General features: G+C 40.1%; 9 protein-coding genes. All 9 read right to left on the reverse strand.

The window, feature by feature from the left end:
* Position 1: 1 nt before the first annotated feature.
* On the reverse strand, positions 2–1,879 hold the full coding sequence (locus RLN88_RS13675) for a peroxidase family protein (RefSeq protein WP_350221974.1): 1,878 nt from the start codon (positions 1,877–1,879) through the stop codon (positions 2–4).
* A gap of 5 nt (positions 1,880–1,884) precedes the next feature.
* Positions 1,885–2,604, reverse strand: a complete 720-nt coding sequence (locus RLN88_RS13680) for a hypothetical protein (protein WP_350221975.1) — start codon at positions 2,602–2,604, stop codon at positions 1,885–1,887.
* 73 nt (positions 2,605–2,677) lie between these two features.
* Positions 2,678–3,598, reverse strand: coding sequence for a hypothetical protein (locus RLN88_RS13685; protein ID WP_350221976.1), 921 nt, complete (start codon positions 3,596–3,598; stop codon positions 2,678–2,680).
* Between the two features lie 11 nt (positions 3,599–3,609).
* The gene (locus RLN88_RS13690; RefSeq protein ID WP_350221977.1) at positions 3,610–5,223 is read right to left on the reverse strand and encodes a SusD/RagB family nutrient-binding outer membrane lipoprotein; all 1,614 of its coding nucleotides are present in this window, start codon (positions 5,221–5,223) and stop codon (positions 3,610–3,612) included.
* A 20-nt stretch (positions 5,224–5,243) separates the two neighbouring features.
* Positions 5,244–8,471, reverse strand: a complete 3,228-nt coding sequence (locus RLN88_RS13695) for a SusC/RagA family TonB-linked outer membrane protein (protein ID WP_350221978.1) — start codon at positions 8,469–8,471, stop codon at positions 5,244–5,246.
* A gap of 250 nt (positions 8,472–8,721) precedes the next feature.
* Entirely contained in the window at positions 8,722–10,671 is a 1,950-nt protein-coding gene (locus RLN88_RS13700; protein WP_350221979.1) for an OmpA family protein, read from the reverse strand.
* Positions 10,626–11,243 carry a 7-carboxy-7-deazaguanine synthase QueE gene (locus RLN88_RS13705; protein ID WP_350221980.1) on the reverse strand — a complete coding sequence of 206 codons (618 nt, stop codon included), beginning with the start codon at positions 11,241–11,243 and terminating at the stop codon, positions 10,626–10,628. Before RLN88_RS13705 ends, RLN88_RS13700 begins: the two co-directional genes overlap by 46 nt.
* Entirely contained in the window at positions 11,227–12,096 is an 870-nt protein-coding gene (locus RLN88_RS13710; protein WP_350221981.1) for a bifunctional 5,10-methylenetetrahydrofolate dehydrogenase/5,10-methenyltetrahydrofolate cyclohydrolase, read from the reverse strand. Before RLN88_RS13710 ends, RLN88_RS13705 begins: the two co-directional genes overlap by 17 nt.
* 12 nt (positions 12,097–12,108) lie before the next feature.
* Entirely contained in the window at positions 12,109–13,896 is a 1,788-nt protein-coding gene (gene lepA / locus RLN88_RS13715) for a translation elongation factor 4 (protein WP_350221982.1), read from the reverse strand.
* Positions 13,897–13,969: the final 73 nt, after the last annotated feature.

Genomic DNA, 13,969 nt, shown 5'->3' on the forward strand with positions numbered 1-13,969 from the left:
ATCAATTTTTTGTTACTTTCAAAATCTCCACCCCCTTATCTATAAAGATTTGAAATATCAAAGTTCCCTTGGAAAGTCCTTGTAAATCAAAACTGATCAAATTACTGCCTGTTTTTATTGCAAACTCTCTTTCAAATAAGCGTCTTCCGCTCAAATCAGAAACTACAAGATTACCGATCCAACTTCTATTACTGTCAAACTCAATATTAACATTATCGAAAAAAGGGTTTGGAAACAACTTAAAATTGTAAGAATCTATAATATTACCCTCATTATTTAGAATAGCTGTAATCTGTCCATTTGCCTTAAAAACTTCATCTAAGTTCTTGACATTCGTATTTCGTTCAATTAATTCTGCTAAAGTGGTATTCCTAATTTGATTTTTTTCATTGTCTGAAAAAAAAGAGTCGTTTTCAAACCAAAATCGATCACCAGAACGAAGACTTTCAAATTGATTTTGAATAATAACCTTCATTGTTTCGCCAATTGGATTATTCCCGACCTTCTTCTCAGCCAACATTCCTACCCAAGGATCAATATTGTCGATTTCATAAATATCTTCCATTTTTTCTATGATATCAGAATCCTCACACAATTGATAAAATGAATTATATGTAGTCAGGCCTATGGCTTCCCGAATTGAATTGAAATCTGAAATTCCTCTTTCACGCCCCCTCAAAATATTCATAACAGATAAATCCATGCCCCCAGAGCCAGGAGGTCCGAAAAGAAAATTTCTTAGCGAACCAACTACTCCTACATCCAGCTTTTGTTGATTCTGCGCCTTCATACCTCTAAGAATGGGGGCAATCCCACCTTCATTAAGAATTTCTTGAGTAGAAAAAAAAGCTTCTTTAATAGATATGCTTCCAAAAGACCATTCATTCCCATTGTCATCTAAACGTAGAATTTGTTCATTCACCAAAGAGTGGCCAAATCGAAAAGCAGTGGTTGAGAATTCAGAACTAATTGAGGGGTTGACATTCAAATCATAACCTTCATAGTGACCAAGATTAATTCTTAGAAGAGGCAGCCATTCATAAACTGTAATTGCTTGAAAATATGAGATGTTATATTTTCTCGCTGATTGAAACAATTGTTCATCATCCCATTCTGGATGTTTAGATTTTAATTCCTCGCACAATCTATTGTGCTCACGCATAAATAAGATATGAATGGAAGATAATCCAGGATGCTCATTAGCTCGAATATCACCCGCAACATAATACTTCTCAGGTCTTTCAAAAGTATTCAACTCCATTAAGGGAGCGGTAAAATCAATTTCACTGGAATATTTTCCATCAATAGTATTGTAAGGTAAGTTTTCTCCCTCAGAAGTCTTCAGTTTGCCTCCTTGATGTGTTCTTAACCAGTTCAATCTTTCCTGAGACGTGCTATATACTGCCGAACAATCTAAGAAAGAGGAAGTCTCATTTGAATGTTGCCTTATAGCATCATCCCCAAAAGTCTTACTCCTGGATATTTGCATTTTGGCAAAGCCATTTCCTAGTGGATCAAAAAAGGGGTCTCCTGATGGAACATCTATTTGAACTGTTTCCCCGGAGTTACCTCTATTAAGTACCAAATCATGATCAACAAACTGTCCATAAACCCAAAAAAAGTCACTAAGTTCTTCATCATAGTGGGGGAATTCCTGATTTAAAATCTTGTTACTTACCAGTCTTGGATTAGGTAAACCTTCCATCCTTGGCTCTGATAAACCGTCATCATATTCAGGTATTGACAACCTTAGAAACTGCGTATTTGAGCTACCCCATGAGGGATTGGCTATATTATTTCCGTATCCATCCAGCTCTTGTCCCTGAAGAGCCTGAATAGACAAGAAAGTCAAAACAAGTCTTAATGAAATGTTCGTCATACCAATCAAAGCATAGTAGTACAGGTATTCATATCAGAGCAGAAAATTACATCTACAATTTTCTCCTCAAAAGTATAATCAACATTTGAGTACTTAGAAGGATACTTTATTCCCTCTACCTCACTCCATTCTTCTATTCTTAAAGATATATTCTGATCATTAAATTTCGGTCTAATAAACTCCTTTGGCAGCCAATTATTTGGTTCAAAAGCAAAACCATAAAGAAATCTATCAGTAGTACTATCAAAGACAGCCATTTGACCATAGTCATTGAATCTTACCCGAATGCTATCAGCTTCAGTAAGATGCCTTATGCATTTAAAGAAGTCAAGACTTCCCCAATATTTCATAAAGCCAATTTTAACAGGGCTCATGTAACTGGTGTCTCCTTCCTCCACAACAAAACCATCTTGACCTTCCATAATGAAGTCGATAGATATATATCCATTAACATCTCTTTTATAAATCAGAGGTACTGAATCCACAAGCGATCGAAAAAGTACTGCATCATAATGACCAAATGTACGCTCATCAATATTACTTTTAGTGGTCAAAAAGTTCTTATCATCCCAACTCACAAGAGCTCCAATTTCTTGAAGAAACTTGTAGGTTCTAATCTTTGATACTTCATCTCCCTGAACCCTATTCAAAAAAACCTTTTTGGTTTCAGAGGAACAGCACTCGATAACAAGAAGGATTATTCCAAATAATAAAATTCTATTCATAACTTTTACCCAAAAATAAAGAGAGGCTATTCTTACGAATAGCCTCTTCTTAATTTTTCATACCCAATTAAACCTAAAGAGGTGTGAATGTTGTAGTTCCACAAACTGGGTTAAAGAAGTTACACCAGTTATATGAGAATACTCCAGTGTTCTCATCTCTTGCTCCTCCACCAACATCTTGATGATCACCATAACCTGTAGGAGATGGCAACAACAAAGGAGTCTCGCAGATATCATAAAAATTACCCGCTCTATCTAAAGATCCTGGATCAAAACTACCCCAAAGTCCAGCATCATGGGCTGTCATTGTGTATCTAAAAGGTTCCGGGTTTCCAACTAATGAAACCGTAGCATCACGTGTAGCATTACAATCAAGCAAACCACAGAAAGCATTCACGTTTGAAACTGCTGTACTGTACTCACCAACCCATAAACTCGCATCAGTTGGACATGCCACGTAAGCGATAAATCCAGACGAAAAACTAGATGTAGAGTTAATAGCAAATGATGGATCAACATTTACACCTTCAAAATCTGTACCCTGAAGAACAGTATCCGGGAATATCCTTCCGTCATCTGTTGTAGTATAAGTGAAGAATGTGATTACATCACCGCCAGAAAGCGTATCAGAGCTAGCTATTTCATACAAATCCAGCAAATCCTGAGTTTCCAGTGTTACGTTTCTAATTGAACCTTCACTATCAAAATCACTACCCTGAATAGTTTGCCAAAGTACTGTATTGTAAACTGAATCCTGCCTCAAATTAGAGTATTGAATATAAATATCAATTTTATCAATAAAATCAGATACTGTAAATAAATCAAACTCTACATAAGCATTCGACAAATCTGCAAAATCAAGGAATGATTGGTTGGGATTTACGTCCACTCTCATTGTCACTCCTTCTTCCAGTTCAGGTACCCTAACTGCCTCGTCATCTTTACACGAAAAAGCAATAATACCTACTAATAATAAATATGTTATTTTCTTCATTTTACCAATTTTTAATTATCCCAAAATACTTTGTCATTGGCGATAACACGTTGTGCAGGTGCATTTCCATTAATCTGCAAGCTGTTCGTATTATATGGAAGCGACACAGGATAATTTCTCTGTCTGTCTGTTTGAGGCAAAATATCCGTATCTCCATCATGTAGTCTTGGGAAGCCTGTTCTACGATAATCATTATATGCAACAATATCAAGACCAAAATTCGCTTTCCACTTTTCAATCATAATGATTTCCAATCTCTCGTTATTATTTGCAGCTGCATCATAATAACCTAATACGTCAGTCACATATGAGTCTATGGTTGCACCAGCAATCAACGGAGCACCAGCAGCAGATGCATAAGCGTTAACTTTAGCAAATGCTTCCCTTACACCATCCTCAAAATACGATCTCGCATCACCCCCACCATAGGTTGTTCCATTCAAGGCTAATTCTGATAAGTTGAAATAAGCATTGTATCTGGTGAGCAATCTTTGCGGTGTGTCACCAGGGCCGTTAAAGTTTCCATTAACACCTGAGCCATTATCATACGCACCTCCACCTGGATATAACCCACTTAATGTTCTAGATGACCCTTGATCAAACCCTTCGTTAGGATCTATATTAAAAGAGAATCCATAGATGGAAAGGAAAAAACCATTCAAATAAGCAACCGGATTCTCCGGGGTATCGCCAGGTCCTAATTGGTTATACCAATAATAACGTACCCTGGGATCATTTACACCTATTATAGCATCTGTGTAAGGAGTGGCCTCATTAGGAAAGAATGAATTCTGTCCTGTCATTACTTCATAAAAGAATGGATCAATATTCCTTGCAGAACCTGCAGGTGCCCATTCTCCAATATAGAGTGGATTCCTATTGTCTGGATTAATACTAGTTCCATACTGAAGCTCCCAATCAGTAGCCAATAAATCTGTGGCAGGATTGAAGGATGCAAGATAATTTGTTGGATTATTTGCTAATCGGGCCTGAGTAACAAGCCTAAGCTTCAACGTCTTAGCTGCTTGAATCCACAAACTAACATCACCACCAAAAAACAAGTCATCACTCGCCATCGTTGATGTCGGATCGGTTTCAAGAGCTGCAATTGCCAAGTCAAGATTAATAAAACATGTATCATAAATGGCCGCTCCATCATCATACCTAGGCTCAGTATTTGCTCCTCCTAAGTTTGCGTCACGCAAGGGAACATCACCCCAAAGGTCAACCAAAACAGAATAAGCATAAGCCTTCAGTATCCTACCCACTGCTCTGTACTGCACCTCACCTTCAATCTGGGCAAGAGCGTCCATCTCTTTCAAGTCCTGAAGTGTTCTTGCATATATGTTATTCCAGTTTGTTGTTACTGAAAAGTCATTACCTGTCAAACCATAATCAGACAAGTTTCCTCTGGTTGTGTAATGACCAACTAAGTTCGCTGTATAACCAGACAATCCGGCCATACCTATTTGCCCTGTTAAAGCAATCTGAGTCTCGGGTAAAAGTCCCCTCAGTGGTGCTGTAGTCGGGCTATTCGGATCCTCATTAATATCAAGGAAATCCTTGCAAGACATAGCCGAAAAGGCCAAAACTCCTGCAAAAAGAAATTTTATATATCTATTCATTTTGAATCTTAATTTATTGATTAAAAAGTAAGCTTCAAGTTAACACCATAACGCTTAACCGTAGGTGTAGCACTATACTCAATACCTGCCTGGTTTGAAACAGCCGTGTTTCCAGAACTAGCAAACTGAGACACTTCCGGGTCAAAGTTTGTACTTTCAGGGAAATTTGGTGCATTATACCACAGGTTTCTTCCCGTGAATGTCAATTGAATACCCCCAAAAGGAGTGGAATCAACTAGCGACTTAGGGAATGTATATCCAATGGAAACCTCTCTAAGTCTTATAACCGTTGCGTCAAAAACAGACCATTCATCTGAAGCATTGATCGCAAAACTCTGACCAAAATACAAGGAGTTTGTCTCAATAACTGTCGTATTGTCTGTCTTAGCTCCACTTTCGTCACGTATAGGCTCAAGAGTATTAGGATCCCCATAAACACCTGGAATAATCCAGTTTCTTTCCCTGTCCTCAGTAGCCTTTAATACTCCTCTACCCAATAAACTCAACACCGTGTTTGAATACAAATCACCGCCTTGTCTCCAATCAATCACCGCTGAAAGGGTTATTCCTTTATAGGAAAAACTATTTGTAAGACCAAGAATGAAATCAGGGTTTGGATTTCCTATGATAGCTGGATCAAGAGCTGCCATCAATTGTCCATTGGCTGGGTCCACTAGAAGGTTACCCTCATCATCTCTTGCATCAACCGATCCTCGTAGAAGACCATATTCTTGGCCAGGCCTATGAACAGAAGCTACAGCTCCAGCAAAACCGGTTCCGAAGACAAGCTCATCAACTCCATCTGCAATTGAAACCACGAGGTTCTTGTTATGAGTGAATGTACCAATCAAGTTCCATTCAAACCCTGAAACACTAACCGGATTAGCATTAAGAGTTATTTCAACACCCTCATTGGTCACTTCACCAGAGTTTGTAGTAAGAGAGGTAAAACCAGTTTCTCCTGGTAATGCAACACTTACAATTTGATTGGTTGTACTCTTGTTATAATAAGTTACATCCAAATTAACCTTATTGTTCAAAAAGCCAGCATTAATACCAAATTCGACCTCACGTGATCTTTCTGGTTGGAAATCCGGGTCTCTTGCAATATTTGACAATGAATACCCCGATGCAGTGGTTCCACCTGTTGGTGTAAAAGGGAAAGGTGCATTGTTGATATTGTAAGTAGGCACAACCTGATATGGATTAGTATCACTACCCACTTCTGACCATGCAGCTCTCAATTTAATGTTGCTTACAGCATTGCTTTGCATTCCAAGAGCCTCAGATAGAATGAAAGACCCTTGCACCGCAGGATAGAAGAAACTATTGTTTCCTTTTGGAAGTGTAGATGACCAGTCATTACGTGCAGTTAAAGTCAGGAACGCATAATCCCTGTAACCCAATGTAACGTCAGCATACACACCATAAAGCCTTCTTTGAGAATATTGCCCGCCAAATGGAACAACTGCGTTGGTATTATCCAAATCAAGAATATCAAAATCTACAAATTGTTGTCCTTGATATGCCTGTCGTTGAGATGTTCTTTGATTCACATTATATCCAACTAAAGCGCTCAAATCAAAATCCTCATTAATGTCAAATTGACTTGATAGAATAAAATTCGACTCAATTTCCTCAAATCTGATATTATCCTCAGTCAATTCACCTATACCAGGATTGGTAGAAGGACCTGTAGAACCAGGGCGGATATAGCTCAAATTCCGTTGATTATACGTGTTAATACCTATTTTGTAAGAAGCAGATAGCCAATCGTTGATATCATACTCAAGGGATAGAGCTGTTAAAATTCTATCAACATCAGTCACAAATCCGTTGTTTTTATAAGACCAAAGAGGGTTGTCAGCCTGGCCTCTTCCTACCATAAATTCACTTCCTCTATCAGTTGGATTTTCAAATGGTTGACCGTGAACATCCCAGTTTCTTCCCAAATACAAAGCTCGAGCAAAAGCAGATGGGTTATTTCCTCCCAATGCTCCAACGCCACTCTGAACTCCAGTTTGCTTAGACTTAGTATATTGAAGGTTAGCACTTACATAAAGTCCATTTTCAAGTCTTGAAGTACCTCCAACACCTATAGCTGTTTTTCCATACTCAGTATTTGGAACGTAACCATCTTGATCAGTCCTGGTAGCTGTCAATGACAAATTGGAATTTTCTCCACCACCACTTATTGTTACCGAATTCTCTAAAACACTTCCATCTTGGAAAAGATTCTTTACGTTATCCGGATAAGCCTGATAAGGAACAGTTACGTTATCATAAATACCATTAAATCCAGCTCTACCAGCATACCAATGAGGAATTGTCTCAACAGTTCTATAAGGTACTGTACCAGGAAAAGGTGCTCCCCATGAACCATTTGCTTGCTGATAGGTAAAGTTTGTACCTGTTCCATATTTATTTTGATAATCAGGCAGATTTGCAATTTTTTCAACTGCATATGAAGATCTCACTTGAACTTCAAGCCCCTTCTTTGCCGCTCTAGAATTTCCACTCTTTGTAGTAATTACAACAACACCGTTTGATGCTCTTGTTCCATAGAGGGCTGCAGCAGCTCCTCCCTTTAGGACGTTTATTGACTCAATATTATTTGGATCAATATCTGCAATTCTACTTCCATATGCACCTCCTTGAGTTAGACCTGTAAATGAACCGTTGGATTGATTATTGTACGGAATGCCATCTACAACAAATAAAGGCTGATTATTTCCAAGGAGAGATGAATTACCTCTAATAGTAATTCGAGTAGTACTTCCTGGAGCACCTGATGACCCAGAAATATTTACTCCGGCTATTTTTCCTTGTAAAGCTCTAAGTGGATCTGGTTCACTTACCTGCTGAATTTTGTCAGCACTTATACTTTCAACAGATATACCTAAAGCCTTGGCATCTCTTTCGATACCTACCGCAGTAACAACCACTTCTTGAAGTTCTGTTGCGCCACCCATTGAAATGTCAATTGTAGTTCTTGCTCCTACTTGAACTTCCTGAGTTTCAAATCCAACGAATGAGAAAACTAAAGTAGCTCCCTCTTCAACCTCAAGACGGAAATTACCATCTAGATCAGTTGTTGTACCAGTTGTTGTGCCTTTAATCACAACGTTCACTCCTGGCAAAGACTCACCCGTGTCATCGGTGACTTTACCAGAAACCGTTCTTTGCGCTATTGCACTAAAAGCAATAACAGTTAAGAACGCAAAACTTAGTAGTAAAATCCTCTTCATACTAACTAGTTAATTGTTAAACATTAATTTATTTAAACCCGAAAGATATGGCTTTTTAAGAATAATTAACAAACAATTCACAAATCAATATTTCCCAAATAAATACCCTCTGTGTAAGAAAAACGCTGAAAATCATGTCTATCAAATGATAATGGCTGATATTCAAAATAATAATCTAGCACTTCAAGTATTACTTTAATTAAATTTTGATGTGAAGAAATTTGAATTTTGTAACAAAAAGCAAAACCTTTCATTGGCTTACCCGTAGGACACGAAATTCGATTCGGCGGTTGGATTTACGGTTGTTTTCTGATGTGTTCGGTAAGAGGGGTGATGAATCCGCATAACCTTTATAATTTAATCGGTCACTATTGATTCCCATTTCTATGAGCCGATCATGGACAGCTTTTGCTCGCTGTTTAGATAATTCCATATTGTGAGATCTAGTCCCGGAATCATCTGTATGTCCTGCTATTTCAACTATAATTTTAGGATTCTGCCTCATTAGCTGAAATGCATTTTCTATTTCAGACTGGGATTCCTCGCGTATTTCATATGAGTCTAAATCAAAATAAATGTTCTTTAGGACAATTGACTTGCCAATCTCTACCGGATCGAGTAATAGATCCAATGTATCAGGTGAGCTCAAATCATTTATCTCAGAGGTGAAATGCTGATCTGAGTATAAGTATCCCTTCTTCTTTACATATGCACCAAGGCTCAAGCCTGAAGGTAAAACCATATAATACTCCCCGGAGAGAGAATCCGATTTACTCTGATAAATTTTTTCATTGGTAGTTAGATCAATGATCTCAATCTCAGCCCCAAGAGGTTTCCCGGTTTTACTATCTGTAACATTGCCAACAATGTAGGAAGCTCCTGTAGCCTTCAGTTCGAGCGGCAACTTTATGCTTACCAATTTACTTTCGAGTATTTCAAAATTCTTCTGCTCTTCCTTGGCAAAATAAGCTTGTGACCCATCACCCGTTATTACGATTGCCACTTCATCACGGAATGTATTGATCGGGTATCCAAGATTCTCAGGCATATGCCATACTGAATCAAATTTGGAAACATACAAATCATACCCGCCCATCCCGGGGTAACCATTGGCTGAAAAATAAAGCCATGTGCCATTTGGATGAATAAATGGGGTGGTCTCGTCCCGAGGTGAATTTATTGCCTCGCCAAGATTTACCGGCTCTGTCCACTTCCCATTTGTGTTTTTAGACACCCATAGATCCCGCCCTCCATAGCCACCTTTCCTGTTTGATGAAAAATAGAGTGTCTTTCCGTCTGCAGATAAAGATGGTTGTGATTCCCAGTAAATGGAGTTAACAGGTTTTCCAATATTTTTTGGTTGCGACCAGACATCTCCCACTTTTTGAGTTATATATAAATCGCAGCTTCCCAAGGAATATTTATCATCACAAGAAGTAAAAATCAACGTACGCCCATCGGCGGAGACGGAGCAAGCCCCCTCGTTTAGCGGCGAGTTAATGCGGGATGAAACCGATTGAGCCGACTGCCAGGAACCATTTTTATAATGGCTCACAACAATATCCTCATCACCCCTCACATCGTCGCGTTTGGTATAGAAAATGGCCGCATTGTCTATGGTGACGGATGGCAGGTATTGGAGCTTAAATCGATTGATCTCGGAAGGGAGGGTTTCAACGATTACACTATCCCCAGGTTTACTTAGTTGATCATTGACAAACTCAAGGCTTTTAATCAAAAGCTGTATTTCAGTGCCTGAGGACCTTTCCGGAACTCGCTTTAGAAATGAATCCAGAAATGACTGTGCTTTTTCATATTCGCCTCGATCAAAAGCCATAAATGATAGCTTCTCCAATACTGAGGCCAAGGGATCAGGTGCCAAGCCAGCGTATTTCTGAAATTTGGAATACACAGAATCCTCATTCCCCATCGCATTATATAGACTTCCCATGCGGATGTAGGCTTCAAAAAAATTGGGATCTTCCTTGGTTGATTCCTCCAGAAGCGAAATGGCTCCTGTGAAATCTCGTTCACGATATTTCTTGTCTGCCTTTTCGTAAAGTTTCTTTGCCTTTTTGCTTTCAGTGGAAAGCCCAGCTTGAGAAAAAGCACCCAGTGAAAAAGTGCACAAAATGAATGTGAGAAGAAAGCCCCTCAGGGAATGTCCATGTATTTGTGTGTCTGTAATGATATCTTCCATCCTGGATTTCGCTTGACAAAATCAACGATCAAAGGTGTCATTTCTTTTTCTTTTGACCACTCCGGTTGCAAAAACAATTGAGCTGTGTTGGTCATTTTCACGCCATGATCTTCTGCCCATTTTAAATCGCTCTTATTGAATGCTACCACTTTGAGTTCGTGTGAATTGGCGTAAAACTCATCAAGCGGCTTTTTGAATTTCTTTGGAGAAAAACAAATCCAATCCCAATTTCCTGATAAAGGATATGCACCTGAAGTTTCAATATTGGTTTGAAGCCCTTGAGCCTGTAACGATCTCGTAAGGGCGGATAGATCGTACATTAATGGCTCACCACCCGTCACCACCACAATGCGTGTTCCTGAGTCCACCGCTTCTTTCACGATTTCATCCACATGAAACCAATCGAATTGAGAGGCATCCCAAGATTCTTTCACATCGCACCAAACGCAACCCACATCACACCCCCCCAGCCGGATAAAATAGGCAGGGGTACCGGAGTAGAAGCCTTCACCCTGAATGGTATAAAAAGACTCCATTACCGGAAGGTATTCCGGGTCAGAGATTTCGCTCATATGCTTTGAATGTGTTCACAAGCAAGGAGGCTATAGTCATGGGACCAACACCACCAGGCACTGGCGTGATGTAGCTGGTGATCGGTGCAACCTCATCATAATCCACATCCCCGGAGAGTCTGAATCCCGATTTTTTTGACGGATCCTCTACGCGAGTAGTGCCTACATCTATCACTACTGCACCCTCCTTCACCATGTCTTTTGTAATGAGGCCCGGTTTTCCAACAGCAACCACCAGAATATCGGCCTCTTTGGTATGGCTTTTCAAATCGGCTGTGAGCTTGTGGCACACAGTGACCGTGGCACGCCCGTCCTGAAGCATCATTAAGCTTAGTGGTGCTCCAGCTATTCTTGACGCACCTACGATAACGCAATTTTTACCCTCCGTTTGGATATCGTAACGACGAATGAGTTCCATCACTCCAAATGGAGTTGCCGGAAGTAGCAGCTGATGGTGTGACATAATGCTTCCGAAATTCTGGTTCGTGAAACCATCTACATCCTTCACTGGGGCAATGCGCTCAGTGATGTTCTCGACAGAGATATGATCGGGTAGAGGAATTTGCACAATAAAGCCATCAATATCCTCATCATCATTCAGTTGCCCGATGTGCTTGATTAGTTTCTCTTCGGAAATCGTGCTGGCGAAATGCATCAAAGTAAAATCAAAGCCTACTGCCTTGCATGCATTGATCTTACCATTCACGTATGTATGACTTGCGCCATCATCTCCTACAATAATAATCGCCAAATGGGGCGGCCGCTTTCCTTCAGATTTGAGTTGGACAACCTTATGGGCAATTTCATTTTTAATTTCCTGAGAGACTTTCTTTCCGTCGATTATTGTAGGCATCTTTCTTTTGATTTAGTCGAGTTTCAAAACAGCCATGAATGCTTCTTGCGGGATTTCCACATTGCCAACCTGGCGCATTCGTTTCTTCCCTTTCTTTTGCTTTTCCAGTAGCTTTCTCTTTCTGGAGATATCCCCTCCATAGCATTTTGCCAATACATTCTTACGCATCGCTTTCACTGTTTCACGTGCAATGATTTTAGTTCCAATAGCCGCCTGAACAGCAATCTCAAACATCTGGCGAGGGATCAATTCTTTCAGCTTTTCACAGAGTCTCTTTCCCCACTCATACGCTTTGTCTCTATGTACTATGGCAGAAAGCGCATCCACCTTATCACCATTCAGCATGATATCCAACTTCACCATCGTAGATCTTCGATAGCCTATCAACTCATAATCAAGGGAGGCATAACCACGAGAAATCGTCTTCAACTTATCAAAGAAATCAAATACAATTTCTGCCAGAGGAATCTCGAAAGTAAGCTCTACACGATTAGAAGTCAGGTACACCTGGTTCTTAATTTCTCCTCTTTTATCCATGCAAAGAGCGATTATAGGGCCGATGTAATCAGACTTGGTAATGATCTGGGCTCGGATAAATGGCTCTTCTATATGGCTAATTAAATTGGGTTCCGGAAGCTCAGAAGGAGCACTTACTTTCAGGATTGAGCCATCGTGTTCTACAGCATGAAACTGAACTGAAGGTACTGTTGTAATCACCGTCATATCAAACTCTCGTTCCAGCCTTTCCTGCACGATTTCCATATGCAGCATACCCAAGAATCCGCATCTAAAACCAAAGCCTAATGCGACGGAAGTTTCCGGCTCCCAGATCAGGGACGCGTCATTTAACTGAAGTTTTTCCATGGATGCCCTGAGCTCTTCAAACTCACTGGTATCCACCGGATAAATGCCGGCAAAAACCATTGGTTTTACATCCTCAAAACCTTTAACCTGACGCTGGGTAGGACGCTCCACATGTGTGATTGTATCACCCACTTTTACTTCTTTCGCTACCTTGATTCCAGAGATAAGGTAGCCCACATTTCCCGCAGCAATAGATTTCTTTGGCTCATGATTTAATCGCAAAACCCCAATCTCGTCTGCCTCGTAGGTTTTTCCGGTATTGACAAATTTCACTTTGTCTCCCTTATTCAGCGTGCCATTGAATACACGGAAAAAAACCTCGATTCCTCTGTACGGATTAAAGACCGAATCAAAGATCATGGCCTGAAGTGGTTCATCCGCATCCCCTTCTGGTGCCGGAACCTTGTGAACGATCGCTTCAAGGATATCGGTAATACCAATCCCCTCCTTGGCACTGGCGTGAATGATGTCCTCTTTGGCACACCCGATGAGGTCAATAATCTGGTCAGAAACCTCCTCAGGCATGGCTCCCGGAAGGTCAATTTTATTTAAAACCGGAATAATCTCAAGATCATGCTCCAACGCCAGATAAAGATTGGAAATGGTCTGAGCTTCTATGCCTTGCGCAGCATCTACCACCAACAACGCACCCTCACAAGCCGCGATGGAACGGGAAACCTCGTACGAAAAATCTACGTGCCCAGGAGTGTCAATCAGATTGAGTGTGTACTTCTCTCCATTGAGCTCATAGTCCATTTGAATAGCGTGGCTTTTAATGGTGATTCCACGCTCACGCTCCAGGTCCATATTGTCCAATAACTGCGCCTGCATATCGCGCTCGTTTACTGTATGTGTAAACTCCAAAAGCCTATCGGCCAGGGTACTTTTACCATGATCAATATGGGCGATGATGCAAAAGTTTCGTGTGTTCTTCATGTGTATATTTTTAATTTTCAAAGGCACACATGGAATTTGCATGAGCTCTATTCATCCACCGGTTAGTGTATTT

Origin of the sequence: Ekhidna sp., from assembly GCF_040223195.1 — a bacterium.
Classification (GTDB): domain Bacteria; phylum Bacteroidota; class Bacteroidia; order Cytophagales; family Cyclobacteriaceae; genus Ekhidna.